The organism is Polymorphobacter fuscus (assembly GCF_011927825.1).
Lineage (GTDB): Bacteria > Pseudomonadota > Alphaproteobacteria > Sphingomonadales > Sphingomonadaceae > Sandarakinorhabdus > Sandarakinorhabdus fusca.
On record NZ_JAATJI010000001.1, the window covers coordinates 579,563 to 606,390 of the forward strand.

The window sequence follows — 26,828 nt, forward strand, 5'->3', positions numbered from 1 at the left end:
TCGTCGAGCTGTCCCAGTCCATGACCAAGATCGTCAACGGCGCCAGCGCGCAGCCAAAATCCGGCGGCGTGCCGCGTCAGATCATATTGCTGCTGCACGGCTATGGCTCGAACGGCGCCGATCTCATCTCGATGGCGCCGCACTGGCAACAGGCGCTGCCGGACGCGCTTTTCCTCGCGCCGAACGCGCCGCAGCGGATGGGCCAGGGCGGCGGCCATCAATGGTGGCCGCTGCACGGATTTTCGCCACAGGCGCTGGCGAGCGGCGCCTCGCAGGCGGCGCCTGCGATCGATGGCTTCCTTGATCGCAAGCTCGCACAATATGGCCTGTCCGACGGCGATCTTGCCATCATCGGCTTCAGCCAGGGCACGATGATGGCCCTCCATGTCGGTCTGCGCCGCCCGGCGGCGCCGGCGAGCATCGTCGGTTATTCGGGCATGTTCGTCGGAGCGCATGCGTTGACGTCGGACGCGATCGTCAAGCCGCCGGTGCTTCTCGTCCATGGATCTGCAGACCCGGTCGTGCCGGTGGCGGCGTTGCACGCTGCCAAGGCCGACCTGCACAGGCTCGGCATCGATGCCCAAACGCATGTCAGCACGGGGTTGGGCCATAGCGTCGACCCTGTCGGCCTGCGGCTGGGCGCCGAATTCGTCGCAAAGCACTTTGCCGGCCGGTGACCAGACGCCCGGTCCAGTCCGACCTGTTCGGGCCGGCGCTTTTGCCCGGAATGGCGTTTGCCGAAGACCTGGTCAGCCAATCCGAGGAAGTCGCGCTGATTACCGCGATCGGTAGCATCGCCCTGTCGCCGTTCCGGTTTCATGGCTGGCTCGGCAACCGGCAGACTGCGTCGTTCGGCTGGCTCTACGATTTCGAAACCGGTGCCTTCGACCGCGCAACGCCGATTCCATCCGCCTTCCTGCCGCTGCGCGCGCGTGCAGCGGCATTTGCCGGTCTTGCCGCCGATGATCTCGTCCAGCTGCTCGTCACCCGCTACGACCCCGGCGCCGGCATCGGTTGGCACCGCGACCGGCCGGTCTTCGAGCATGTCGTCGGCATTTCGCTGGGGGCGCCGGCCGCCATGCGCTTCCGCCGCCGCACGGCCACCGGATTTGCCCGGCACAGCCTGCCGTTGCAGCCACGCAGCGCTTATAGGCTCAGCGGCGAAGCCCGGCACGACTGGGAACACAGCATTGCCGAAATGACCACGACGCGGTGGTCGCTGACCTTTCGCAGCCTTGCCGGCGATCCGAACGTTATGCGGCAAAACGGGCTGTGAGATAGGCCAGCTTGCACGGCCAACAAAAGGTCAGTAGTATTGACCTACTTCGCAGTTGCAACAGAAAGTCTCTGATGGTCGCTGGTCTGCCCGCCGTGTCGCTCGATGACAAATACCGCTTCACCGATGGGCGTGTGTTCATGAGCGGGGTGCAGGCGCTGGTCCGGTTGCCGCTCGTCCAGCAGGCCCGCGACAAGGCGGAAGGCTTTAACACCGGCGGCTTCATCTCGGGCTATCGCGGGTCACCGCTCGGCACCTATGACCAGGAATTGTGGCGCGCCAAGAAGATGCTTGCGGAGCGCAACATCGTCTTCGTGCCGGGCGTCAACGAGGAGCTCGGCGCCACGGCCGTCTGGGGCAGCCAGCACGTCGGCATGCGCCCCGGCGCGACCGTCGATGGCGTGTTCGGCATCTGGTACGGCAAGGGCCCCGGCCTCGATCGCGCCATGGACGTCCTCAAGCACGCCAACGCGGCCGGCACCTCGCCGCGCGGCGGAGTCCTTGCGATCGTCGGCGACGATCACGGCGCCAAGTCGTCGACCCTGCCCCACCAGTCCGACCATAATTTCCAGGCCGCCTTCGTGCCGTTCCTCGCGCCGGCGTCGGTGCACGAGTTCGTCGAATATGGGCTGCTTGGCCTGGCGATGAGCCGGTTTGCCGGCACCTGGGTCGGGTTCAAGGCCACCGCCGATACCGTCGAAACCTCTGCCACGGTCGACCTCGCCAACGAGCAACGCCGCATCATCATCCCGCATTTCGACTTCCCCGAAGGCGGCATCCACATCCGCGGCAGCGACATCTGGCGCGAAGAAGACACGCGCCTGCAGCGGTTCAAGGGCTTCGCCGCCATGGCCTTCGCCAAGGCCAATGGCATCGACCGTATCGTCTTCGACACGCCGCGCCCGCGCTTCGGCATCGTCACCACCGGCAAGGCCTATGCCGACACGATGGAAGCGCTCGACGAACTCGGGATCGACGCCCGCGTTGCGTCCGACATCGGCCTGCGCGTCTACAAGGTCGGCATGCCCTGGCCGCTGGAGCCCGATGGCATGCGCAGCTTCGCCGAAGGGCTCGAAGAGGTTCTCGTCATCGAGGAAAAGCGGGAATTCATCGAACACCAGTTGAAGTGGCAGCTCTACAACTGGCGCGAATCGGTGCGTCCGCGGGTCGTCGGCAAGCAGGACGAACACGGCGACTGGCTTCTCAGCCCAGACAATGAACTGACTCCCGGCGTCATCGCCCATGTCATCGCCGCGCGCATCCAGCGTTACCATGACAGTGAGCGCATCCGTGCCCGGTTGACCTTTTTCAACGACCAGGCCGGCAAGGCCGCTGCCTATGTCACGCCGATCAAGCGCGCGCCGTATTTCTGCTCGGGCTGCCCCCACAACACCTCGACAAAGCCGCCCGAGGGCAGCCGGGCGTTGGCCGGCATCGGCTGCCATATCATGGCGCTGTGGATGGATCGCGCCGAAACCTTCACCCAGATGGGCGGCGAAGGTGTCACCTGGGTCGGTGAAGCCCCCTTCACGTCGGAAAAACACGTGTTCGCCAACCTTGGCGACGGCACCTACTTCCACTCCGGCCTGCTCGCCATTCGCCAGTCGATCGCCGCCGGCGTCAACATCACCTACAAGATCCTCTACAATGACGCTGTCGCGATGACCGGCGGGCAGAAGCACGACGGCGAATTGTCGGTCGACCAGATCGCCGGCCAGATGGTCGCCGAAAACGCCAAGAAGGTCGTGGTCCTTACCGAAGATCTCACCCGCTATCAGGGGGTCACCCTACCCGCTTCGGTGCGCTTGCTCGACCGGTCGGCGCTGCCGGCGATCCAGGACGAATTCGCCGCCACCACCGGTTGCACCGTCATCATCTTCGACCAGACCTGCGCCGCCGAAAAGCGCCGCCGCCGCAAGCGCAAGACGATGGTCGATCCCGATCGCCGAATCTTCATCAACCCCGCCGTTTGCGAAGGCTGTGGCGATTGTTCGGTCCAGTCGAACTGCGTCTCGGTCGAACCGTTGGAAACCGAATTCGGGCGCAAGCGCCGCATCAATCAGTCGAGCTGCAACAAGGATTACAGCTGCGTCAAAGGGTTCTGCCCCAGCTTCATCACCATCGACGGTGCCGAAGTGAAGAAGTCGCGGGCCGATTTCGACGCCGAAGGTCTGCCCGAACCCGTCATCCCCGCTGCCGGCCATGGCTATAATATCATGGTCACCGGCATCGGCGGCACCGGTGTGCTGACCGTATCGGCGCTGCTCGGCACGGCCGGCCATATCGAGGGCCGCGCCGCAACCACCGCCGACATGGCCGGGCTCGCGCAAAAAGGGGGCGCCGTCTATTCGCACGTACGCCTTGCTGCGACCAACGATGACCTGCTGAGCCCGCGGATCATCGCCGGCGGCGCGGATCTCGTTCTCGCCTGCGACGCGGTCGTCGCGGCCGACAAGCCGACGCAGGCGCTAATGATCCCCGATCGCACCGCCGTCGTCGCCAACGCCGACATTGCACCGACGGCCGACTTTGTCCGCAACCGCGATCTGGATTTCCAGTCGGCGCAGGTCGAACGCACCATTCGCGGCGCTTCGAACCCCAACGCCTGCGACTTCATCGCCGCCGACACCATCGCCGTCGCGGTGATGGGCGATGCGATCGCCGCCAACATCATCGTCCTTGGCTATGCCTGGCAAAAGGGTCTCATCCCGCTGCAGCGCGACAGCCTTGAAGCTGCGATAGAGCTCAACGGCGTTGCTGTCGACTTCAACAAGCGCGCCTTCGGGCTTGGCCGGTTGCTTGCCGTGCGTCCTGACAAGGTGGAGGCGCTCGTCGCCGCTGCGCGCGGCCCGCAGCCCGAACCGCCGGCGACCAGCTTCGACGAGGTGATTGCGCGCCGCGTCGCCGATCTGACGGCTTATCAGGACGCGGCCTATGCCGAGCGCTTTGCCACGCGGGTCGCCCAGGTCCGCGCCGCCGGTGGTGACGATTTGGCGGAAGCGGTGGGCCGCAGCCTTTACAAGCTGATGGCGTACAAGGACGAATATGAAGTCGCGCGCCTCTATTCGGACGATCGCTTCACGGCTGCCTATGATGCCCAGTTCGCCGGCGGCAAGCCGCGCGTGCTGCTGGCACCGCCGCTGTTCTCGCGCACCGATCCCGCCACCGGCCGCCCGAAGAAAATTAGCTTCGGACCGTGGATCTTCACGGCGTTCGGTGTGCTGGCCAAGCTCAAGGGCCTGCGCGGGACCGCGCTCGACGTCTTCAGCTACACCGAGGAACGGCGCAGCGAGCGCGCCGCGATCGCGGCCTATGAAGCGGAGGTCGACCAGCTGCTCGCCGGGCTGACACCGGACAACCGCAGTCTGGCGCTCGCTATTGCGCGCCTGCCGATGGACGTCCGCGGCTTCGGCCCGGTCAAGGACAAGGCGCGCGCCGAAGTGGAAAAACGCCGCGCCGCGCTCTGGGCGAAATGGCCGGGAGAACGCGCCCGCGCTGCGGCCTGAGGGCGCCGGCCGCATCAAGGCCGGCGCAACCTCGCACCCGATCGCGGCAAAGCCGCTGCGGCGGGCGTCAGCCCTCGGTCACGAAACAGGCGCGCCCTGAAAAGGCGACCTTGGCGCAGGCATCCTTGGCGAGTTCGCGGGTCTTGTAAGGTCCCATCTGCAGCTTGACGATCGAGGCGCCGGGCTCGAAGATCGGCTTGGCCTTGCCGACGGCACCCTTCTGCTTTTGCTGGATATCGGCCCATGCTGCCTCGGCGAGGGCCTTTTTGCTGAAGGCGCCGAGCTGGACGCGCCAGCCGGTCGGGCCTTCGGGCGCCTTGGGCTTGACGTTCGGCGCCTTGGCCTGGGTTCGCTCCGGCGTCTTGTCGGCGGTCTGCGCCGTCTGGATCGCACGTGGAGCCTCTGCCGGTCTGGCGGCGGGCACAGTCGTGGCGGCCGCGGTCGCAACGGGGGTCGGCGCGGGGCCGGGCGCAGGCGCCGGCTGGCTTGCCGGCAGCGGCGTCGTGCGCACGGCGGGCGCCAAGGGTCGCTCCACCACCGGCGCCGCGGCGGCGAGATCGACCGGCCGGGAGGCCGGCTGTGAAACAGGTTGAGAAGCCGGTTGCGAGACCGGCTGCGAAGCCGGCTGGGACACCGGTTGCGATGCCGGCTGCGGAGCCGGCTGCAACACCGCCTGCGGCGTCGGTTGGCTTACGGCTGAAGGCGGCGTGACCGGCGATGCCGCAGCCACCGCGACCCTGGGCGCCGGAGCTGATGCCACAGGTGCAGCTTCCGCACCGCGGGGCGCCGGTCGCTGCACGGCTTCGGCATTCATCCGGTTCAACTCGGCCGTGCTCATCGGCGCAGCCTTGCTCGCAAACGCCGCCGGCACGCCGCTGCCGGCGCCAAGGCTGGTCGCGATCGTCACGCCGTTGGCACGTTCCGCCGGCGATATCGTCCGGGTCAGGTTGCTCAGCGCGCCGGTCGCCTCCGCCAGACCCTGGCCCGATGACCGCGTCAGATAGGCAAAGGCGAGCGGCAGGCTGCGCGCGACGCCATCGCCGTTCCAATGCGCCACCCCGAGGACATATTGGGCACGCATCTCGCCCCGATCCGCCGCCTGCTTCAGCCAGCGTGCCGCCTCGGCCTTTTCGCCGGCCTGAAACAGCAGGATGCCCAGATTGGCCTGCGCCGGCAGATGGCCCTTCAGCGCTGCCTTGCGATACCAGTCGCGGGCGATCGCCTTGTCCATCGGGACGGCGCGGCCCAGCTTATAGGCCTGACCCACGTTGAACATTGCATCGGGGTCGCCAGCGTTGGCGAACGGCTGCCAGATCGCCACCGCGCCCGCCCAATCGCCGGCGCGCCACAAATCGACCCCGGCGCGCACGCTGGGTGGCTGCGCCGGGGCCGCAGCCGGCGCCACGGCCGGCTTCGGCCGCTGCTGCGCCGGGGCCGGCGCGGCGGCCAGCGCCACCGCTGCCAACAGCATCGATCGCATGGTCAACTGCGCCAAACCACGTCTCCACCCTTGATCGTCATCCGAACCCGCCCGGAAACCGGCAGGCCATCGAATGGCGTGTTTCCGGCGCCCTGGAACCGATCGCCATCGATCCGCCACGGCGCCACTTCGTCGAACACCACCAGGTCGGCCGGAGACCCGGTCGCCAGCGTGCCGCCCGGCAGGCCAAACAGCCGCGCCGGCGTTACCGTCATCGTCGCCAGCAGCTGCGTCAGTGTCAACGCTCCGGATTGCACCAGCGACAATGACAGCGCCAGCAGCGTTTCCGCCCCCGCCATGCCCGGCAGCGCATCGGCAAACGGCAGGCGCTTGTCCTCCTGCGTGCGCGGATCATGTCCCGACGCGATGATACCGATCGTGCCGTCGGCGATCGCGTCCTGAACCGCGCGGCGGTCCGAATCGCTGCGCAGCGGCGGCGACAGCCGGGCAAAGGACCGGAATTCCGCCACCGCCGTCTCGTTGAGCAGCCAGTGCGCCGGCGTAATGCCGGCGGTCACCGCGACACCGCGGGCCTGGGCTGCGCGCACCAACGTTATGCCCTCAGCGGTCGTCAGCTGGCGGATATGAATCCGCGCGCCGGTGGCTTCCGCCAGCCGGATATCGCGCGCCACCGCCAAAGCCTCGGCAAAGGCCGGCGCCGCCGGCAAGCCGAGCCGCGTCGCATAATCGCCTTCGGTCGCTACGGCGCCCGCGGTCAATGCCCCGTCTTCGGCATGGGTGACGACCGGCAGGTTGAACGCCGTGGCATAGCTGAGCAGCCGGTGCATCACGGCGCTGTTGTCGATCGCCCCGCGCCCGGTCGCCGCCCCGACGGCCCCCGCCGCTTGCCCCAGGCCAATCTCCGCCAGTTCCTGCCCGGCCAGCCCGCGCGTTGCCGCCACAAGCGGATGCACCCAGACATCGGGCTTGCCCGCCCCGCGGGTAAACGCCACCAGCGCCGGGTCGTCGAGCGGCGGCCGCTGGTCGGGCATCAGCACGACGCGGGTGATGCCGCCGGCATGGCACGCCGCCGGCGACGCCTGGAACACGCCGGCGTCGATCAGGCCCGGTGCCACCACCAGCCCGCTGGCATCGATGATTTCGGCATCGTCAGGGGCCTCGAACCGCCCCACCGATGCAATGACGCGATCGACGAGCACGACCGTGGCGGGCCCGTCGAAGCCGCTTGCCGGATCGATGACCCGGCCACCGGTGATCGCCAGCAGCGTCATGCCGGCCAGCCCGCAACCCCGCGCCGGGTCCGCGTCAGCACGTCAAGGCAGGCCATCCGCACCGCGACCCCCATTTCGACCTGCTCGGTAACGGCGGAGCGGACGATATCGTCGGCAACACGTCCCTCGATCTCGACGCCGCGGTTCATCGGCCCAGGGTGCATGACCAGGACGTCGGCCGCCGCATGCGCCAAGCGGGCTTCGGTCAGCCCGAAAAAGCGGTAATATTCGCGCGTCGATGGCACATAGGCGCCGTCCATCCGCTCGGTCTGCAGTCGCAGCATCATGACCACGTCGGCATTGCGCAGTCCGGCGTCCATGTCGGTGAACGGTTCCACCCCCAGCGCCTCGATATTGGCCGGCATCAGTGTCGGCGGCGCCACCACCCGCACATGGGCGCCGAGCGACGCGAGCAGCTGAAAATTCGATCGCGCCACCCGGCTGTGCAGGATGTCGCCGCAGATCGCGACCACCAGGCCGGCGATGCGGCCCTTGCGCCGCCGGATGGTCAGCGCGTCGAGCAACGCCTGGGTCGGGTGTTCGTGGCGGCCGTCGCCGGCGTTGAGCACCGGACAACTCAGCTTTTCGGCAATCAGCTGCACGGCGCCGGAGGCACCATGGCGGATGACGATGAGGTCGGGGTGCATGGCATTGAGCGTCAGCGCCGTATCGAGCAGCGTTTCGCCCTTCTTCACCGACGACCCCTGCACGCCAAGGTTGACGACGTCGGCACCGAGCCGCTTGCCGGCGATTTCAAAGCTCAACAAGGTGCGCGTGCTGTTCTCGAAAAAGGCGTTGATCTGGGTCAGGCCCGCCAGGCGATTGTCGTGCTTGGCAGCGCCGCGGTTGAGGTCGACCCACTGCTCCGCCTCATCGAGCAGGAACAGCATTTCCCAAGGCTTGAGGTGCGACAGGCCCAGCAAATGCGAATGCGGGAACGGATGGGCACCGGCAGCGATGGCGGGGTGCGAAACGCGGGTCATCGTCGCAGCGTGTAGCGGGACTAGCGCCGGCAGGGCAACCCTGTGCCGGTGCGACTGGCCGCGATTGCGCCTGCGACGAACCGTGGCGCCGTCACATCCCGTCGACTATTGCGCCGCGGCCGCCTGGCCGCGCGCCGGCTTCACCTTGGTGCTGATCAACGCATAGCTGCGCTCGTACCATTTCGATCCGGGATAGTTGGACCCAAGCACCGCTGCCGCCTTCTTCGCCTCTTCGGGCACGCCAAGCGCCAGATAGCTTTCGACCAGCCGGTGCAGCGCCTCGGGCGTGTGGCTGGTCGTGTCATACTGGTCGACGACGGTGCGGAAGCGGATGATCGCTGCCAGATACAGCCCCTGCTGCTGATAATAGCGGCCGATCTCCATTTCCTTGCCGGCGAGATGGTCGCGCGCCAGATCGACCTTCAACCGCGCGTCGACGGCATAATCGCTTGCGGGATAGCGGCGGATCAGTTCCCCCAGTGCATCGAGCGCCTGCTGGGTGGTGCGCTGGTCGCGCTGCACGCTGGAGATCTGCTCGTAATAGCTGACCGCGATCATGTAATAGGCATAAGCCGCCTCGCGGCTGCCGGGGTGCAGCGACAGGAACCGCTGCGACGAGGAGATCGTCTCGGTGTAATTCTTGGCGACGAAATAGGAAAAGGCGCTCATCAGCTGGGCGCGGCGTGCCCAGACCGAATAGGGGTGCTGGCGCTCGACTTCGTCGAACATCCGCGCCGCCTGCTCATATTGCTTGCGGTCGAGCGTGTCCTTGGCCGCGAGGTAGAGCGTCTCCACATCGCGTGCCACATAGGCATTGTCCTTCTTGCCCTTGGTCGAAGCGCAGGCAGAAAGGCCGAGGGCAAGGGCAACGCCCAGCGCGATGCTGCGACGGGCGTGCGGGCGGAACGCGATGATATACTGCATGCGTTTCGCCATAGCCCAAGGCGCGGTCAGCGCCAAGCGCCCTCACGGGGCTATCCTTCGCCTTCGCCGCAGCGTCGCCGGCACGCAGGAAATGCACCTAACCGCGAAAGGCCACCTGCCCCAGCGCCTCCCACGGCCCCCCGCAATAGCGCCAGATCGCCAGCGCCGGCACTCGGGTGACGAACGGCACGAACCCGGCCTGCAGGCCCTGCAAAGTCGCCCGCGCCTCGGCCACCGACACCTTGTTCTGCACCGTCACATGGGCGCGGAAGCCGGCACGGTCCTGCGGTATCAACAGGGTCTGCCAGCCGTCGGCAAGCTCGCCGCGAATATTGTCGAGTTCGGGCGATCGCAGTTGAAACGCCACCCCCTGCCCCAGCGACTTCAGTCCCACCACCTCGACCTCCGGCGGCGGCAGCGGACCACATACCGCCTGCAGTCGCCGCTTCACCGCCGCCAGTTCGCGCCCGGGCAGATGGTGGAACAGGGAAACATGTGCCGGGACCTGGTTGCGCTCGGGCGGGAAGAATTCGCGCCGCAAGGCTTCGAATTTCGCTTGCGCCGGCGGCGACAGCAGCGCCGTGAGGATCAGCGGCCGGGGGTCGTCACTCACAGATCCTGGGCTCGCCGCCGGATCACCAGGTTGCGGATTTCGGTCATGTCTTCCATCGCGAAGCGCACCCCTTCGCGTCCCAACCCCGAATCCTTGACACCGCCATAGGGCATGTTGTCGACGCGATAGCTCGGCACGTCATTGATGACGACGCCGCCCACCTCCAGCCGGTCCCAGGCCTTGAGCATATGGAACAGGTCGCGCGTGAACACGCCGGCCTGCAGCCCGAACTTGCTGTCGTTGACCTCGTCGAGCGCCCCGTCGAAGTCCGAAAACCGCGAAAAGAACGCCACCGGACCAAAGGCTTCCTCGGCGTACAGGGCGGTGCCGCGCGGCACGCCTTCCAGCAGCGTTGCCTGCAACATGGCGCCGTCACGCCCGCCGCCGCACAACAGGGTTGCACCGGCGCCGACGGCCTCCTTGATCCAGCCATCGAGCCGGGCCGCTTCCTTTTCATCGATCATCGGCCCGATGAAGGTCGCCTCGTCGCTCGGATTGCCCGACACCAGCGCCTGTGTCTTCGCCACCAGCTTCGCCTTGAACGCCTCGTAGACTGCGTCATGGACAATGATCCGCTGCACCCCGATGCACGACTGGCCCGATTGATAGAAGGCGCCGAATACCGTCCGCTCGGCAGCATCGTCGAGGTCCGCGTCCCGGTCGATGATCACCGCGGCGTTGCCGCCGAGTTCGAGCACGACCTTTTTCTTGCCGGCGCGCGCCTTCAAATCCCAGCCGACATCGGGCGAACCGGTGAAGCTGAGCAGTTTCAGCCGCTCGTCGGTGGTGAACAGGTCCGCCCCGTCACGGTGTGCCGGCAGAATCGAAAAGGCGCCCGGCGGCAGGTCGGTTTCGGCCAGCACTTCGCCGATGATGATTGCCCCCAGCGGCGTGCGGCTGGCCGGCTTCATCACGAACGGACAGCCGACGGCCAACGCCGGCGCGATCTTGTGCGCCGCCAGATTGAGCGGGAAGTTGAACGGCGAAATGAAACTGCACGGGCCGATCGGCACACGCTTCCACATGCCCTGATAGCCTTTGGCCCGTGCGCTGATGTCGAGCGGCTGCACCTCGCCGGTCATCCGCACGCTCTCTTCCGCCGCGATGCGGAAGGTGTCGATCAGCCGCCCGACCTCACCGCGCGAATCGCGGATCGGCTTGCCGGCCTCGATGCACAGCGCCTGCGCCAGTTCCTCCTGGCGTTCGGTGAAGCGCGTCACGCAATGGGTCAGCACCGCCTGCCGTTCATAGGACGCCATCGCCGCCATGGCCGGCGCCGCGGCGACCGCCGCCGCGATGCCGCGGTCGATCGTTGCGGCATCCGCCATCGCCACCCGCGTCGCCACCTTGCCGGTGAACTTGTCGGTCACCGCGAGGCCGGTGTTGGGCTGTTCCGCCTTGTTGGCAACGTACAGCGGGTAGGTTTCACGCAGGGCCATGACCGTCTTTCACCAGGAACCGCCGGCTATTGCGCCAGCCTAGACATCAAGCACAACCTTGCCCGTCGCCTTTCGATCCATCATCCAGCGGATCGCTGCCGGGCCATCGTCGAGGCTGAAATGCTTCGACACATGCGGCTTGATCTTGCCCGCTTCGTACCAGGCGAGCAGTTCCGCCATGTTCTGGCCGTGCAGCACCGGTTCGGCTTGGGTAAACGCCCCCCAGAACACGCCGACAATGCTGGCGCCCTTGATCAATGGCAGGTTGAGCGGCAGCGACGGAATCGCGCCGGCGGCGAACCCGACGACCAGATAACGCCCGTTCCAGGCAATGCTGCGGAATGCCGGCTCGGCATAGCGATCGCCGACCGGATCATAGATGACATCGGCGCCCTTGCCGCCGGTCAGCGCCTTGATCCGGTCCTTCAGATTCTCGGTCGAATAGTTGATCGTCTCGTCGGCGCCATAGTCCCGGCAGAGCGCCAGTTTCTCGTCCGATGACGCGGCCGCGATGACCCGGGCACCCATGACCTTGCCGAGTTCGACGGCGGTCAGCCCCACCCCGCCGGCAGCGCCGAGCACAAGCAGGGTTTCGCCTGCCTGCAGCTTGCCGCGCTGCTTCAAGGCGTGGTGCGACGTGCCATAGGTCATGGTGAAACCGCTGGCGATGTCGAACGGCATGTCGCCCGGGATCGGGACGATCTGGGCGCGCCTGGCGACCACCTGCTCGGCAAAACACCCGTTGCCGGTCATCGCGACAACGCGGTCGCCGATGGCCAGGTCGGTGACGCCCGCCCCAAGAGCATCAATCACGCCCGCCGCTTCGCCGCCCGGGGAAAAGGGCAGCGGCGGTTTGAACTGGTAGAGGTTCTGGATGATCAGCGTGTCGGGAAAGTTCACGCCGGCGGCATGAACGCGGACGCGCACCTGTCCCTCGCCGGGCTCGGGTGCGGGGATATCGCGGACCACCAGGCCCTCCGGCGGGCCATGTTCGACGCACAGAACAGCTTTCATACCAGTCTCTCCCCAGGGCTTTTCTATGTCGGGCACCATAGCGGCGACCGGCCTTGAGTCGACTCCCAGATATGGCCGGGTCAGCGCGCCGCGGCGGCGCGCAGCGTTTCGCCGAGCAAGCGGAACTCCCCGGCGCGCGGGCTGGCGATGCGCCATACCAGCGCCACCGTTCGCGCCGCGCCGCCGGCCAGCGGGCGCGCCACCAGCCCGGTACCGGCGATCAACCCGGCGTCGATCGCCAGTCCGGGTATCAACGTCTGCCCCAGCCGCCCGGCGACCATCTGCACCAGCGTCACCAGCGAGGTGCCGCGATGGGCCGGGTCGGCGCGCAATTCCGGTCGCCCGCACGCCGCCAGCCCCTGGTCCTTCAGGCAATGGCCGTCCTCCAGCATCAACAGGCTGGTATCGTCGATCGCACCCGGCGCCACCTGCGGCGGGGGATCGATCATGTCGCCGGAATGGAAGACGAGGTAGAAGGGATCGTCGAACAACGGCATTTGTTCGACCGTTCCACAATCCCAGGGCAGCGCCAGCAGCACCGCGTCGAGCGTGCCGCGTGACAGTGCCTCGCACGCCGGTCCGCTCATGTCCTCGCGCAGGTACAGCTTCAGGTCGGGAAACTCGGCGCGCACCCTTGGCAGCACGCGCGGCAGCAGATAGGGCGCGATCGTCGGGATGACCCCGAGGCGAAGTTCGCCGACCAGCGGTTCGCCCGACGCCTTGGTCAGGCCGGTCAGGGCGTCGGCCTCGCGCAGCACGTCATAGGCCTTGGTCACGACCTGCTCGCCCAGCGGCGTGAAGCGCACGACCCGGCGGTTGCGTTCGACGAGCTGCACGCCGAGCAGCGATTCGAGTTCGCGCAAACCGGCGGAAAGCGTCGATTGGGTCACGAAACAGGCATCGGCCGCACGACCGAAATGGGCATGGATGTGCAGCGCCGTCAGATACTGCAGCTGTTTGAGCGTCGGCAGGAACGTCATGGCGGCACTTATCGACTAAGTCGATTTGTAACGTCAAGATTATCGATTGGATTTGTCAGCGCTGCGGCGCCATGTCCACTCCCGCAACCCTGCACCACCAAAATTACGGAGCATGACCATGGCCCTTACCGTCGGCGATACCGTCCCCTCGTTCAGCCTTCCCGTCCAGCAGGGCGTCGGCGCACTCCCCGATGGCGAGATGCTTGACATCACCACCGCCTACCCGGGCAAGTGGAAGATCCTGTTCTACTGGCCGAAGGACTTCACATTCGTCTGCCCGACCGAAATCATCGGCTATGGCGATCTCAAGTCGGACTTCGAAGATCGTGACGCCGTCCTCATCGGCGCCTCGACCGACACCGATTTCGTCCACTTCGCCTGGCGCAAGTCGGATGAGCGTCTCGCCGCCGCCGATTTCCCCTGGCTCGCCGACAATTCGAAGCTGCTCGCCAACGCGCTCGGCATCGTCGTCAAGGATGCTGGTGTCGCGCTGCGCGCCACGTTCATCATCGATCCCGACAATGTCATCCAGCACGTGACGATCAACGGTCTCAACGTCGGCCGCAACCCGGCCGAAACGCTGCGCATCCTCGATGCCCTGCAGACCGACGAGCTTTGCCCGTGCAACTGGACCGAAGGCGCCGAAACGCTCCAGCCGGCAGCCTGACACGTCCCTGCATCCCGGAGGGACCGACCCGTCCTGTGATGAAGTACCGGGGGCCGCGTCAACCGACGCGGCCCCTGGGCTTCGCTTTCGCTGAACTCCCTTCCATCAACCGGGGGGACAAGGAATTCCCATGATCTTTTCCGAACTCGCCAAGACGCTGCCGGATTACGCCAAGGACCAGCGTCTCAATGTCTCGAGCCTGTTGAGCGAGCAGCTGCTCACCGACCAGCAGAAGTGGGGCACGTTGGTCGCCGTCGCCCATGCCTGTGCCTACAAGCCAGTGATCGAAGCGATCGAGGCGGAAGCTGCCGACAAGCTGACGCCGGAAGCGATGACCGCGGCCAAGGCCGCAGCGTCGGTCATGGCCATGAACAACATCTATTACCGCTTCGTCCACCTCGCCTCACGGCCGGATTACAAGACGATGCCGGCCAAGCTGCGCATGAACGTGATCGGCTCCCCCGGGATCGACAAGGCCGATTTCGAACTGTTCTGCCTTGCCGTGTCGGCGATCAACGGCTGCGGCATGTGTATCGATGCCCATGACAAGGTTCTGGCCCAGCATGGTGTCGGCGCCGACAAGATCCAGGCGAGCGTCCGCATCGCCTCGGTCGTCCACGCCGTCGCACGGACGCTGCAGGCGATCTGACAACATCTAGCGCAGATGCCGCCGGCGGCCACGCCGGCGGCATCAGTTCAGCGCGTCTCGTCGTCGACCAGGCCGCCATTGCGCGCCAGCCCGGCCTTGGGCAGCACGGCATCCTCGGGCGCTGCCGGGTCGTCGGCAAGCTCGGCTGTGTCGGCCTTGGAAAAATTCTGCCACCGATCAATATCACGCTTGGGCGTGTTGTTAAGCGCCCTGCGGACCGCCGTACCCTGGGTTTCGGCAGGTTCGGCGCCATTCTTGTCGTCGCTGCTGTTCATTTCCGGCTCCTTTGAAGCTGTTGCGACATCGCCGGGAAACGGCTCCCAGGGATAATCGGCAATCTCGTAAGCCGGCCGCTGCCGAGCGCAGCATGGCGGGTTCGATGTCATTGAACGCTCCGCACTCCTGATATGTTGCATCTTGCAAGTTCGCCGATGCAACCGCGCCATGCCACGACTGTTGCGGGCATGTATGGCGTTGGCGGGCAAAGCCGGATAAACTGGGTGCAAACAGCGGCAGGCCGAAGCGCACCGCACGGAGATCAGCGATGGCGCTTCTGTCCTACCTCGATTCGATCAAATCGCGCGATCCGGCGCCGCGGTCGCGTTGGGAATTGTTAACATATCCAGGCGTTTGGGCGCTCGGCCTGCACCGCGTTGCCCACGCACTGTTTCGCGCCGACCTGTTTTTCGTCGCGCGCTTGGTGAACCATCTGTCGCGCTTCCTGACCGCCATCGACATTCACCCCGGCGCGACGATCGGGCGCAACTTCTTCATCGACCATGGCTTTGTCGTCATCGGCGAGACCGCCGTGATCGGCGACAATGTCACCATCTATCAATGCGTCACGCTCGGCGGGACCGATCCGGCCAACGGCATCGCCGGCAAGCGTCACCCAACGCTGGAAGATGGCGTCATCATCGGCTCAGGTGCGCAGGTCCTGGGCCCGATCATCGTCGGCAAGCGCGCCCGCGTTGGTGCCAACGCCGTCGTCACGCGCGATGTGCCCGAAGGCGCCACGATGGTCGGCATCCCGGCCCGGCCGGTTCCGGTCGATGCCGGCGACTATGCCAAGCCTTTTATGCCCTATGGTACGCCGTGCAGCCAGAAATTCGATCCCGAAACCCAGAAGCTCGAACTGCTGCGCTGTGAGGTGGAAAACCTGCGCGCCCGGCTCAACGCGTTGACCGACGACGACAAGCAGCGTTCGGCCTGAGGCATCGCAGCTGTTGGAAAACGTCTCTCCCCTGCCCCGCGCGCTGCCGCAGGTCGCCTTCAACCGGATCGAGCTCGATCGCATTCTTTCGCTCTACGGCCGGATGGTCGCCGCCGGCCATTGGCGCGATTATGCGCTCGATCTCGGCGCGCGCACCGCCAGCTTCTCGGCCTTTCGGCGCACGGCCGAAAACCCGGAGATCCGCATCGTCAAGGATCCGTCCCTGCGTCTGAAACAGGGCGAATGGGTGCTCTACGGCGAAGGCGGCGTCATCCTCAAGCGCGGCCATGACCTGGCCGGTGTGCTCGCGCCCATCGAACGCCGCCTGGTCAAGCTGGTCGAAGCCTGAGGCCGCGACCAGCGTTGCCCGTCGGGTCGGCTCAGCCGCGGTTGCCGCCGCCCAGCGCCACGGCGCCCTGCGCCGACCCGGTGTCGGGAACGATCTCGCCCGTCCGGTCGCTGATTTCGGCAAAGCGGGCCGCCACCGTTTCCGCCGTCATATCCTCCGGCGCCACATGGATGCCCTGTGTCAGCGTCACATAGGCCCGCTCGAACCCGCCGCCGCCGGCGTTGATGACGGCATTGGTGGGCGCGTCGTCGCTGACGAGGAATACGGCCGCCGGCACGACCGTCTCAGGGCCCATCTTCGCCAGCAGCTCGGCGGGCATCAGGTCCTCGGTCATCCGCGTCGCCGCCAGCGGCGCAATGGTGTTGACCTTGACGTTGTACTTGGCGCCTTCCAGCGCCAGCGTCTTCATCAGCCCGACCAGCCCCAACTTGGCAGCACCATAATTTGCCTGGCCGAAATTGCCGTACAGGCCGGTCGACGACGTCGTCATCAGGATGCGGCCGAAGGTCTGTTCGCGCATGATTTCCCAGACCGCCTTGGTGCAGATGACACTGCCCATCAGATGCACGTCGAGCACCTGGCGAAAGTCGTCATGGCTCATCTTGACGAAGGTCCGGTCGCGCAGGATGCCGGCGTTGTTGATGAGGATGTCGACGCGGCCCCAGCGTTCCTTGACGAAAGCGACCATCTTTTCGACGGCAGCCGCATCGGTGACGCTGGCACCATTGGCCATCGCCTCCCCGCCCATGGCAGTGATTTCGTCGACGACACCCTGGGCTGCCGAAAGCGAACTGCCCGATCCGTCACGCGCGCCGCCCAGATCATTGACCACGACCTTGGCGCCGCGACGCGCCAGATCGAGCGCATAGGCCCGACCCAGGCCGCCGCCGGCACCGGTGACTATGGCAACGCGATTGTCGAAACGCAAAGTCATGAAGATCAGCCCCTGTTGTCTGTCGGCGAGGCCTTAGCCGAGGCGCGACGTCACGAAAAGGGTTCTCACGCCGCGGGCCGCCGGGATGTCAGGCACGAACCAGCGACGGCTCCGGATCGAGCGAATAACCCGCCGAGCGCACGGTGCGGATGACATCGGGCAATTCTTCACCACTGTCGGTGCTGTTGACCGCCTTGCGCAGCCGGCGAATGTGGACATCGACCGTGCGCTGCTCGACATAGACGTCGCGGCCCCACACCGCGTCGAGCAGCTGTTCGCGGCTGAACACCCGGCTGGGATGTTCCAGAAAGTGCCGCAACAGGCGGAATTCCGTCGGCCCGAGCTGGACGGTGCGGCCGTCGCGGACGACCCGGTGCGCCGATGTGTCCATGACGATGCCGGCATGCTCCAGATTGCCGCCCGACAGCGCCGGCCGCAGCCGCCGCAACAGCGCGCGCAGCCGCGCCACGAGTTCGCGCGGGCTGAAGGGCTTGGTCACATAATCATCGGCGCCGGTTTCCAGCCCGCGGATACGGTCGGCCTCTTCGGCGCGCGCCGTCAGCATGACGATCGGCAGGTTGGCCGTCGCCGGCGCCCGGCGCAGGCGGCGGCAGACCTCGATCCCCGACAGATTGGCGATCATCCAGTCGAGAATGACCAGGTCGGGTTTCTCTTCCTGCGCCAGCACCAGCGCCTCCTCGCCATCGCCAGTGCGGATGACATCGAAGCCTTCGCGCTCCAGATTGTAGCTGACCAGTTCGACAAGGCTCGCATCGTCTTCAACAAGCAGGATTTTCGGGCGCATAAGGCTCTCCAGCAACAATCAGAGGCGGGCAAAGGTCGAGGTGTCGTCGGTCTTCGGCCGGTCGACGATATGTTCGCCGGTCACCGTGAAGTGCACCATCTCGGCCACCGACGTCGCATGGTCGCCGATGCGCTCCAGATTCTTGGCGACGAACAGCAGGTGCGTCGACGGCGTGATGTAGTGCGGATTTTCCATCATGAAGGTCAGCAACGACCGGAACAGGCTGTTGTAGAAATCATCGACCTGCTGGTCGCGGTCGCACACAGCTTGCGCCAGTTCCACATCGCGATCGACAAAGGCATCGAGGACGTCGCGGATCATGCCGATCACCGCGCGCGCCATTTCAGGAACGATCACCACCGGTTCGACCGGCGGCGCCTGGGCCAGCGCGGAGGCGCGCTTGGCGATGTTCTTGGCATAATCGCCCATCCGCTCCAGCACGCCGGCGATTTTCATGGCGGAGACGATTTCGCGCAGGTCACCCGCCAGCGGCGCGCGCAGCGCGATGATCCGGACCGCCAGCGCTTCGGCCTCGGCTTCCAGCGCATCGATGCGGGCATCGTCGGCGACCACCTGCAACGCGGCATCGACGTTGCGTGTCACCAGCGCTTCGACGGCGGCACTGATCTGCACCTCGCACAACCCACCCATGCGCGTGATGATCGACCGCAGCTGGGCGATGTCCTCGTCGAACGACTTGACGGTATGGGCAGTGGTATCGGCCATCTGGTTTCCTTCAGCCGTAGCGGCCGGTGATATAGTCTTTGGTGCGCGCTTCGACGGGGTTGGTGAAGATCGTCGACGTGTCGCCATATTCGACCATCGTCCCGAGGTGGAAGAACGCCGTCTTCTGGCTGACGCGCGCCGCCTGCTGCATGTTGTGGGTGACGATCACGATGGCATAGCGTCCGCGAAGATCGTCGATCAGCTCCTCGATCTTGGCGGTGGCGATCGGGTCGAGCGCCGAGCAGGGTTCGTCCATCAGGATGACTTCGGGGTCGACGGCGATGGCACGGGCGATGCACAGCCGCTGCTGCTGCCCGCCCGACATGGCGGTACCGCTTTCACCCAGCCGGTCCTTGACCTCGTCCCACAACCCGGCACGCTTCAGTGCGCTTTCGACGATGACATCGAAGTCCGCCTTGCTGCGGGCCAGGCCATGGATACGCGGGCCATAGGCGATGTTCTCGTAGATCGACTTGGGGAAAGGATTTGGCTTCTGGAACACCATCCCGACGCGCGCCCGCAACTGCACGACGTCCATGTCGGCGGCATAGATATCATGGCCGTCGAGCGCGATTTCGCCCTCGACCCGGGCACTGGCGACGGTATCGTTCATTCGGTTGAAGCAGCGCAGGAAGGTCGATTTCCCACAGCCCGACGGTCCGATGAAGGCAGTCACATTCTCGCGGCTGACGTCGATCGAGACATTCTTCAACGCCTGTTTGGGGCCGTAGAAGACGCTGACGTTGCGCGCCGTCATCTTCGTCGTCAACGTCGGCGGAACGTTGACGTTATGACCCATCTGCATGGAAACCTGGTTCACCAGCGCCTCTCAAATCTGTTTCGTAGATAGATGGCGACGCTGTTGAGCAGCAGCAAGATCAGCAGCAGCACGATGATCGCTGCCGATGTCTTCTCGACAAAGCCGCGCTGCACATCATCCGACCACAGGAACACCTGCACCGGCAGCACCGTCGCTGGCGACGTGAACCCCATCGGCGTGTCGGTGACAAACGCCCGCATGCCGATCAGCAGCAACGGCGCGGTTTCACCCAGCGCGCGAGCCATGCCGATAATGGTGCCGGTCATGATCCCGGGCAGGCCGAGTGGCAACACGTGCTGGAAGACCACCTGGATCGGCGAGGCGCCGATTCCCAGCGCTGCATCGCGAATGCTCGGCGGCACCGCCTTGATCGCCACGCGTGCCGAAATGACGATGACCGGCAATGTCATCAGCGCCAAGGTCAGGCCACCGACCAGCGGCGACGACCGCGGCATGTTGAACACATTGAGGAAAACCGCCAGCCCGAGCAGCCCGAAGATGATCGAGGGCACCGCCGCCAGATTGTTGATCGACACTTCGACAAGGTCCGTCCAGCGATTCTTCGGCGCGAACTCCTCGAGATAGATCGCTGCCAGCACGCCGACCGGAAACGACAACCCGATGGTTACCGCCAACGTCAACAGTGATCCCAACGCCGCGCCCCAGATCCCGGCCAGCTCCGGGTTGGTCGAATCGGCGCTTGATGTGAAGATCGTGTTGAAGCTGGTCCGCAGTCGGCCCTGGCTGTCGAGCGCCCGCCAGGCAGCGATGTCCTTGTCGCTGACCCCGCGCGAGATTTCGGGTGCATCGAGGTCGAACTTGCCCTTCGCCAGAAGGTCGATGGCGCTGCGCACCGGCACCCAAACCGTCCGTGTCGTCCCCAAAATCGACGGGTCGGCTTCTACCGCGGTGCGCAGGTCGAGCCAGGCGCCTTCGCTGACGACATTTGCGGCATTGCCGAGCTGCCGTGTCGACCGCAGCATCAGATCGGAAAAGTCGCCCTTGCGGATTTCGGTCAACCCATCCGGGCCGCGCACCGCAGCCGCGTTGATGCCGAGGGCGACGGGATCGAAATTGACCTCCAGCCGGACTTCGCTGTGCCGGAACCCCGAAGCACCGTCGCGGAAGATGGTGAACAGCAGGAACGCCAGGAAAAAGGCAGCCAGGGAAAGGGCCCCGAGGCCCAGAAACTTGAACGTGCGTTCGGACCGATAGCGCGCGGCGATGCGGCCCTGCATCTCGGCGGTCGTCCAGTCGGTCGGCGGCTTGGCCGGCTGCGCGGGCCGCGGCGGCTTGGGATCGAGCATGTCAGCCATCACTCATAAGCCTCGCGGTACTTCTTGACGACGGCGAGCGCATAGATGTTGAGCACCAGCGTAATGACGAACAGCGCCAGCCCGAGCGCGAACGCCGACAATGTCTTGGGACTGTCGAATTCCTGGTCGCCGGTGAGCAGCGCGACGATCTGCGCCGTCACTGTCGTCACGCTCTGGAATGGGTTGAGCGTCAGATTGGCCGCCAGGCCCGCGGCCATGACGACGATCATCGTTTCCCCGATCGCGCGGCTGACAGCCAGCAGAATGCCGCCGACGATCCCCGGCAAGGCAGCCGGCACCAGCACCCGCTTCACCGTTTCGGACTTGGTGGCCCCCATCGCCAGGCTGCCATCGCGCATCGCCTGCGGCACAGCCGCCAGCGCGTCATCGGCCATCGACGAAACAAAAGGAATGATCATGATGCCCATCACCAGCCCTGCCGCCAGCGCGCTTTCCGCCGAGGCATCGGCATAACCCAGCGACACGGCAAAGTTGCGCACCGCCGGGGCCACCGTCAGCGCCGCAAAGAAGCCGTAAACAACCGTCGGCACCCCGGCGAGCAGCTCCAGCATCGGCTTGAGATAGCGCCGCACCGCCGGATCGGCATATTGCGTCAGGTAGATCGCCGACATCAGCCCGAGCGGGATGGCAACGATCATGGCGATAATCGCACCGATGAAGATCGTGCCCCAGAACAACGGCACGGCCCCGAAAGCGCCCGTCGACCCGACCTGGTCGGCGCGGATCGCCGTCTGCGGCGACCAATGGGTGCCGAACAGAAACTCGATCGGCGACACCTGCTGGAAGAAGCGCACCGATTCGAACACAAGCGACAGCACAATGCCGAGGGTCGTCAGGATCGCCACCAGCGAAGCGCCGATGAGCAGCCATTTGACCAGCACCTCGACCCGGTTGCGGGCGCGAAAATCCGGGCGCAACTGGGAAAAGCCCCACAACGCGCCAAGGGCAAACAGCGTCACCGCCACCGCGCCGACGATGATGTTGTAGTTTCCGCGCGTCGCGCGATAGTTGGGGACCGCAGCCTCGGCCGCCGGGTTGAACGCGACGCCGATATCGCCGCTCGCCAGCCCGCGCACCTCGTTCATGAACGCCGACACATCGAGCGGCGTCTCCGGCCGCGATGCCGCAGGCACCGCCGACAACACGCTGTTCTGGATGACGCCCTCGCCAACGATGGCCCAGATGCCGAGCAACAACAGTGCCGGAACCAGCGCGGCAACCGCCACGAACGCACCATGATAGACTGGCAGCGAATGCACTGCGCCGATCCGGCCGCCGGTGCCGACAAACGCCGCGGCCCGCGCCCGCGCGGCGAAATAGGCGCCGATGCCGAACAGCAGCACGAGGACAAGAGTGATCGACATCGTCATCTACAGCGTCGCCGGATCGAGCGGGACCAGGTCGCGGGCGGCGGCGGCGTTTTTCGCCCGCACTTCCGGCGGCGACGCGACCAGCCCCCGCCGGGACAGGTAACCGCCGGGGCCCCAGGTCGCTTCCTTGGTGAATTCGTCGAGAAACTCGGCCATGCCGCGCACGGCGCGGACATGCTGCGCCTTCACATAGAAGAACAGCCCCCGCGACGCCGGGTAACGGAAGCTGGAGATATTGTCGTACGTTGCATCGACGCCGTTGATCGCCACGTCCTTCACCCGGTCGCGGTTTTCCTCAAGGAACGAAAAGCCGAAAATTCCAAGCGCGTTGGGATTGGCGTTGATCTTCTGGACGATCAGATTGTCGTTCTCGCCGCCCTCGACATAGGGGCCATCCTCGCGGACGCGGCTGCAGATCGTCTTGAACCGGTTCTCGTCGCTTTTCTTCAACGCCATCATCGCCGGCTCGCTTTCGCAGCCCTTGATCATGAACAACTCGTTGAAACTGTCGCGTGTCCCCGATGTCGGCGGCGGCCCGATGACCTCGATCTTGATCGGCGGCAGCGCCGGGTTGACGTCCGCCCAGGTCCGCGCCCGGTTGGGGCCGCGCCCGAACGGATCCGCCGCCAGCGCCAGATAGATATCGCGCTCGCTCATGCCGGGGAAATTCGCCCGGCGGGCCTGCGCAACAACCAGCCCATCGAGCCCGATCTGCACCTCGATCAGCCCCTTGACGCCATGTTTGACGCAATCATCGACCTCGCTTTTCTTGATCCGCCGCGAGGCATTGGCAATGTCGGGAAACTGCTGTCCGACACCCGCGCAGAGCAGCTTGATGCCGCCGCCAGTGCCGGTCGATTCGACGATCGGCGCAGCATATTGCGGCCAGGCGCGCTTGAACTGTTCGGCGACGGCGGTGGTAAACGGATAAACGGTCGACGACCCGACAATGCGGATCTGCGTCCGCGTGCTGCCGGTGCACCCCGCCACCACGGCAGCAGCAGCACATGCGACGAGCATCATCCCTTTGCCGGTCGCAACTGCCACTTTGCCTCCTGATCGGCCAGTCGGCGAAAAGCGCCGCATCGCCTGTCGCAGCTAACGCCGGGACATGTGGGCCATATGACGCTATTGTTGCACTTCTGTGACGCCACCCTTTGCACTTGATATCGACGTTCGGGCCGATGCCGCCGGCGCCGGTGCCTGTGGCACCAGAACCGACACCTTGGTCCCCTCCCCCAGCCGGCTTTCGATTTCGAGCCGGCCGCGGTGGCGCTCGACGATATGCTTGACGATCGCCAGCCCGAGCCCGGTCCCGCCCATCTTGCGCGAACGCTGCGAATCGACACGGTAGAACCGCTCGGTCAGGCGCGGCAGGTGCTCGGCGGGAATGCCATCGCCTGCATCGGCGATGGTCACCCTGACCGATGCTGGCTGGCCGGCGGCCGCCGGCTCCGGCGCGACGGTCACGGTCACGGTGGTTCCGGTCCGACCATATTTCAGCGCGTTCGAAACAAGATTGTGCAGCACCTGCAGCATCTGGTCGCGATCGGCGATCACCGGCGGCAGGTCCGGCGCCTCATGGATCTCCAGCCGCCGCTGGTCACTTTCGAACCGCATCGCCAGGGTCTTGCCGACTTCGGCGACGATGCCGCGCAGCTGCAACTGCGCCGAAGGCCGCACATGCTTGTCGATTTCGATGCGGGACAGCGACAGCAGATCGTCGATCAGCCGCGACATCCGCTGGGCCTCTTTCTGCATGATGTCGAGAAACCGGGTCCGTGCCGGCGCATCCTCCGCCGCCGGTCCCTGCAACGTCTCGATGAAGCCCGAAAGCGTCGCCAGCGGCGTGCGCAGCTCATGGCTCGCATTGGCGACAAAATCGACCCGCATGCGTTCGGTCATGCGCGCCTGGGTGATGTCGTCGAACAGCACGAGCACATGCCCGCCCCCGGCATTGACGGCGTAGACCATCCACGCTCCGACGGCATTGCCGAGCCCGACGACCTCCCGCTGTGCGCGACCGCCCGGCACCGCCGCCTCCGCCACCGTGTCGAGCACCAACGGGTGCCGCAGCGTCAGTTGCAGGTCGCTGCCGCTGATCCGGTCGCCGAAAATGCGCCGCGCCCCGGCGTTGGCAGCCACCGCAATGAAGCCTTCGACCACCAGCGCCGGATCGACCAGTGCTTCGATGCTGACAATGTCGTGCCGCGGCGGCGGCGGCAGCGGGGCGTCGGCCACCATCGGCGGCGGTGGCCGCGACCGCCGGCCGATCAACAGGCCGACCAGCAACGCCGCAGCCGTCAGAAGGACGGTCCAGGCGCCGGGCGGCAGCGCCGTCACCGGTTTGACCGCCCCGGGGCCAGCCGCCGCAGCGCCGGAAGCAGCGCATCATAATGGTCGATGACGATATCGGCACCCAGCGCCGCCGTCGGCCGGTCGGAAAAGCCGAAGCTGACCGCGATCACCGGGATGCCGGCCGCACGCGCCGTCGTCGTATCGGTGATCGAATCACCGACGAAAACCGTCTCCGCTGCCGCGCCACCGGCGGCGCGAATCGTCGCCAGCAGATGTTCGGGGTCGGGTTTTGGCGAAGGCACCGAATCAAACCCCAGGTTCGCGGCAAACCGCCCGTCCCAGCCCAGTGCCGTGACCAGCGCCCGTGACAACGCCACCGGCTTGTTGGTGCAGATCGCCAGGGTGCAGCCGGCCCGCGCGAGCATGTCGAGCGCCGCTTCGACACCCGGATAGGGCCGCGAACCATCGGCGATATGGGCGGCGTAATAGTCCAGAAGCGCCGGGACACCGGCTTCGACGAGGTCCGGCGTCATCACTCCGGTCGCCGCCAGCCCGCGTTCCAGAAGCTTGCGAGCGCCATGTCCGACCATGTGACGGACATCGGCCGCAGGCACCGGCGATCGCCCCAACACGCCGAGCGCATGGTTCAGCGCGGCGCACAGGTCGGGCGCTGTATCGACAAGCGTTCCATCAAGGTCGAAGGCGACAAGCGCGGGGAGATCGGACACCCCCGGAACATGCGATGAGCGGCGCCGACAAGGCAATGGCCTATGTTCCAATTGCCGGTCGTGCCGACCCCTGTGGCGGCTTTGCCAGCCGGCCAGAGCGCGGGCTTCCAACTTGCGTGACGATATGGCAGGGCTGCGCGGGTGACACCGACCCGCCCGCTCGCCGCCATCATCCTTGCCGCTGGCCAGGGCACGCGAATGAAATCGTCGCTCCACAAGGTCCTCCACCCGATCGCTGGTAAGCCCATGGTGTTGCATCTTTTGGACAGTCTGAAGACTCTCGCGCCAGAACGCACTGTCGTCGTCGTCGGTGCCAGGCGCGAGCAGGTCGAAACGGCTGTCGGCGGCCATGGCGCACAGATCGCCGTTCAGTCGCCGCAGCTGGGGACCGGCCATGCCGTGCAACAGGCGCAGGCCGCACTCGCGGGCTTCGACGGCGACATCCTCATTCTGTATGGCGATGCGCCGCTGGTCAGCAGTGCAACCATGGCCCGGCTCCGCGACGCATTGGTGGACGGCGTCGACGCGGTCGTGCTCGGCTTCCACCCCGCCGAGCCCGGCGCCTATGGCCGCATCATCGCCGACGGCGACCGGATCGCCAAAATGGTCGAATACAAGGATGCGACACTGCAGGAACGGGCGGTAACGCTCTGCAATTCCGGGCTGATGGCCGTGCGATCCGCGGCGTTGTTCGCGCTCCTTGCGCGGGTCGGCAATGCCAATGCCGCCGGCGAATATTATCTGCCCGACATCGTCGGTCTGATCATCGGCGATGGCGGCATCGCCCGGGTCATCGAAACCGAGGCCGGCGAAGTCGCCGGTGTCAATTCCCGCGGCGAATTGGCGGGGTTGGAAGCAGCCTGGCAGGATCGCCGCCGCGCCGCCGCCATGGCCGATGGTGTTACGCTGATCGACCCGGGAAGCGTGTTTTTCGCCCATGACACGGTGATCGCCAGCGACGTTACGGTGGAACCCTTTGTCGTGTTCGGCCCCGGCGTCCGCATCGCCAGCGGCACCATCATCCACGGCCACAGCCACATCGAGGGTGCCGACATCGGGGAAGGCTGCAACATTGGACCATTTGCACGCCTGCGCCCCGGCACCCGAGTTGGCGCCAGCGCGCGCATCGGCAACTTCGTCGAGACCAAGAAGGCGGTGCTCGGCGCGGGGGCAAAGGCAAATCACCTGACCTATCTGGGCGACGCCACTGTCGGCGCCGGCGCCAACATCGGTGCCGGCACGATTACATGCAATTACGACGGATTCTTGAAATACAGCACTAATATCGGTGCTGGTGCTTTCATCGGATCCAACTCGGCACTCGTCGCCCCGGTGACAATCGGGGACGGTGCCATCGTCGCCGCCGGTTCGGTCATCACCGCCGACGTCAGCGCCGACGCGCTGGCGCTTGTCCGCCCGGCTCAGGTTGAAAAGCCCGGCTGGGCCGCCACATTCCGCCGCATCATGGCGGCAAGAAAGGCCTGA

The 26,828-nt window shown here is 66.0% G+C and carries 26 protein-coding genes; 8 read left to right on the forward strand and 18 right to left on the reverse strand.

What is annotated here, in order from left to right; translation table 11 throughout:
• Nucleotides 1-20: 20 nt before the first annotated feature.
• From GGQ62_RS02800 to GGQ62_RS02810, 3 genes are all read left to right on the forward strand, one after another.
• Nucleotides 21-677: an alpha/beta hydrolase gene (locus tag GGQ62_RS02800; protein ID WP_152576591.1), complete on the forward strand. Its 657-nt coding sequence runs from the start codon at nt 21-23 to the stop codon at nt 675-677.
• The gene (locus GGQ62_RS02805) at nt 674-1,276 is read left to right on the forward strand and encodes an alpha-ketoglutarate-dependent dioxygenase AlkB (protein ID WP_341533728.1); all 603 of its coding nucleotides are present in this window, start codon (nt 674-676) and stop codon (nt 1,274-1,276) included. Before GGQ62_RS02800 ends, GGQ62_RS02805 begins: the two co-directional genes overlap by 4 nt.
• Before the next feature lie 74 nt (nt 1,277-1,350).
• Complete coding sequence (locus GGQ62_RS02810) at nt 1,351-4,782, forward strand: indolepyruvate ferredoxin oxidoreductase family protein (protein ID WP_152576590.1); 3,432 nt, start codon at nt 1,351-1,353, stop codon at nt 4,780-4,782.
• Nucleotides 4,783-4,849: 67 nt separating this feature from the next.
• Here GGQ62_RS02810 and GGQ62_RS02815 read toward each other — a convergent pair whose 3' ends face one another.
• From GGQ62_RS02815 to GGQ62_RS02850, 8 genes are all read right to left on the reverse strand, one after another.
• Nucleotides 4,850-6,262: an SPOR domain-containing protein gene (locus GGQ62_RS02815; RefSeq protein ID WP_243446032.1), complete on the reverse strand. Its 1,413-nt coding sequence runs from the start codon at nt 6,260-6,262 to the stop codon at nt 4,850-4,852.
• A 2-nt stretch (nt 6,263-6,264) separates the two neighbouring features.
• Nucleotides 6,265-7,494 carry a dihydroorotase gene (locus GGQ62_RS02820; protein WP_152576588.1) on the reverse strand — a complete coding sequence of 410 codons (1,230 nt, stop codon included), beginning with the start codon at nt 7,492-7,494 and terminating at the stop codon, nt 6,265-6,267.
• Nucleotides 7,491-8,477, reverse strand: coding sequence for an aspartate carbamoyltransferase catalytic subunit (locus GGQ62_RS02825; RefSeq protein ID WP_152576587.1), 987 nt, complete (start codon nt 8,475-8,477; stop codon nt 7,491-7,493). The genes GGQ62_RS02820 and GGQ62_RS02825 overlap by 4 nt, the downstream gene beginning before the upstream one ends.
• Nucleotides 8,478-8,582: 105 nt before the next feature.
• The gene (locus tag GGQ62_RS02830) at nt 8,583-9,401 is read right to left on the reverse strand and encodes an outer membrane protein assembly factor BamD (RefSeq protein WP_152576586.1); all 819 of its coding nucleotides are present in this window, start codon (nt 9,399-9,401) and stop codon (nt 8,583-8,585) included.
• Nucleotides 9,402-9,498: 97 nt separating this feature from the next.
• Nucleotides 9,499-10,014: a 2'-5' RNA ligase family protein gene (locus tag GGQ62_RS02835; RefSeq protein WP_152576585.1), complete on the reverse strand. Its 516-nt coding sequence runs from the start codon at nt 10,012-10,014 to the stop codon at nt 9,499-9,501.
• Complete coding sequence (locus tag GGQ62_RS02840; RefSeq protein WP_152576584.1) at nt 10,011-11,453, reverse strand: aldehyde dehydrogenase family protein; 1,443 nt, start codon at nt 11,451-11,453, stop codon at nt 10,011-10,013. Before GGQ62_RS02840 ends, GGQ62_RS02835 begins: the two co-directional genes overlap by 4 nt.
• A 39-nt stretch (nt 11,454-11,492) precedes the next feature.
• On the reverse strand, nt 11,493-12,467 hold the full coding sequence (locus tag GGQ62_RS02845) for an NADPH:quinone oxidoreductase family protein (RefSeq protein ID WP_152576583.1): 975 nt from the start codon (nt 12,465-12,467) through the stop codon (nt 11,493-11,495).
• 80 nt (nt 12,468-12,547) lie between these two features.
• Complete coding sequence (locus GGQ62_RS02850; protein ID WP_152576582.1) at nt 12,548-13,447, reverse strand: hydrogen peroxide-inducible genes activator; 900 nt, start codon at nt 13,445-13,447, stop codon at nt 12,548-12,550.
• 118 nt (nt 13,448-13,565) lie between these two features.
• Between GGQ62_RS02850 and GGQ62_RS02855 the strand changes: the two genes are divergently transcribed.
• Nucleotides 13,566-14,114, forward strand: a complete 549-nt coding sequence (locus tag GGQ62_RS02855; RefSeq protein WP_152576581.1) for a peroxiredoxin — start codon at nt 13,566-13,568, stop codon at nt 14,112-14,114.
• A gap of 130 nt (nt 14,115-14,244) precedes the next feature.
• On the forward strand, nt 14,245-14,763 hold the full coding sequence (gene ahpD / locus GGQ62_RS02860) for an alkylhydroperoxidase, AhpD family (RefSeq protein WP_152576580.1): 519 nt from the start codon (nt 14,245-14,247) through the stop codon (nt 14,761-14,763).
• Between the two features lie 47 nt (nt 14,764-14,810).
• On the opposite strand, the gene GGQ62_RS02865 is transcribed toward ahpD, so the two are convergent.
• Nucleotides 14,811-15,038, reverse strand: coding sequence for a hypothetical protein (locus GGQ62_RS02865; protein ID WP_152576579.1), 228 nt, complete (start codon nt 15,036-15,038; stop codon nt 14,811-14,813).
• Between the two features lie 269 nt (nt 15,039-15,307).
• Here GGQ62_RS02865 and epsC point away from each other — a divergent pair, with 269 nt between their 5' ends.
• Complete coding sequence (gene epsC / locus GGQ62_RS02870; RefSeq protein ID WP_152576578.1) at nt 15,308-15,976, forward strand: serine O-acetyltransferase EpsC; 669 nt, start codon at nt 15,308-15,310, stop codon at nt 15,974-15,976.
• 13 nt (nt 15,977-15,989) lie between these two features.
• On the forward strand, nt 15,990-16,325 hold the full coding sequence (locus tag GGQ62_RS02875) for a DUF2794 domain-containing protein (RefSeq protein WP_152576577.1): 336 nt from the start codon (nt 15,990-15,992) through the stop codon (nt 16,323-16,325).
• 31 nt (nt 16,326-16,356) lie between these two features.
• Here GGQ62_RS02875 and GGQ62_RS02880 read toward each other — a convergent pair whose 3' ends face one another.
• From GGQ62_RS02880 to gph, 9 genes are all read right to left on the reverse strand, one after another.
• Complete coding sequence (locus tag GGQ62_RS02880; RefSeq protein WP_152576576.1) at nt 16,357-17,259, reverse strand: SDR family oxidoreductase; 903 nt, start codon at nt 17,257-17,259, stop codon at nt 16,357-16,359.
• An 88-nt stretch (nt 17,260-17,347) separates the two neighbouring features.
• The gene (gene phoB, locus GGQ62_RS02885; protein ID WP_152576575.1) at nt 17,348-18,064 is read right to left on the reverse strand and encodes a phosphate regulon transcriptional regulator PhoB; all 717 of its coding nucleotides are present in this window, start codon (nt 18,062-18,064) and stop codon (nt 17,348-17,350) included.
• A gap of 18 nt (nt 18,065-18,082) precedes the next feature.
• Nucleotides 18,083-18,790 (reverse strand): phosphate signaling complex protein PhoU, encoded by a 708-nt coding sequence (phoU, locus tag GGQ62_RS02890; RefSeq protein ID WP_152576574.1) that lies wholly within the window; start codon nt 18,788-18,790, stop codon nt 18,083-18,085.
• A 10-nt stretch (nt 18,791-18,800) separates the two neighbouring features.
• The gene (pstB, locus tag GGQ62_RS02895) at nt 18,801-19,589 is read right to left on the reverse strand and encodes a phosphate ABC transporter ATP-binding protein PstB (protein ID WP_152576573.1); all 789 of its coding nucleotides are present in this window, start codon (nt 19,587-19,589) and stop codon (nt 18,801-18,803) included.
• Between the two features lie 17 nt (nt 19,590-19,606).
• A complete protein-coding gene (gene pstA, locus GGQ62_RS02900) occupies nt 19,607-20,926 on the reverse strand; it encodes a phosphate ABC transporter permease PstA (RefSeq protein WP_167649449.1) in 1,320 nt (439 codons plus the stop codon).
• Nucleotides 20,926-22,311, reverse strand: coding sequence for a phosphate ABC transporter permease subunit PstC (pstC, locus tag GGQ62_RS02905; RefSeq protein WP_152577052.1), 1,386 nt, complete (start codon nt 22,309-22,311; stop codon nt 20,926-20,928). The genes pstA and pstC overlap by 1 nt, the downstream gene beginning before the upstream one ends.
• A 6-nt stretch (nt 22,312-22,317) precedes the next feature.
• Nucleotides 22,318-23,340 (reverse strand): substrate-binding domain-containing protein, encoded by a 1,023-nt coding sequence (locus GGQ62_RS02910; protein ID WP_152576572.1) that lies wholly within the window; start codon nt 23,338-23,340, stop codon nt 22,318-22,320.
• A gap of 105 nt (nt 23,341-23,445) precedes the next feature.
• Entirely contained in the window at nt 23,446-24,660 is a 1,215-nt protein-coding gene (locus GGQ62_RS02915) for a sensor histidine kinase (RefSeq protein WP_152576571.1), read from the reverse strand.
• Nucleotides 24,657-25,343 carry a phosphoglycolate phosphatase gene (gph, locus tag GGQ62_RS02920; protein WP_152576570.1) on the reverse strand — a complete coding sequence of 229 codons (687 nt, stop codon included), beginning with the start codon at nt 25,341-25,343 and terminating at the stop codon, nt 24,657-24,659. Before gph ends, GGQ62_RS02915 begins: the two co-directional genes overlap by 4 nt.
• 141 nt (nt 25,344-25,484) lie before the next feature.
• Here gph and glmU point away from each other — a divergent pair, with 141 nt between their 5' ends.
• Entirely contained in the window at nt 25,485-26,828 is a 1,344-nt protein-coding gene (glmU, locus tag GGQ62_RS02925; RefSeq protein WP_152576569.1) for a bifunctional UDP-N-acetylglucosamine diphosphorylase/glucosamine-1-phosphate N-acetyltransferase GlmU, read from the forward strand.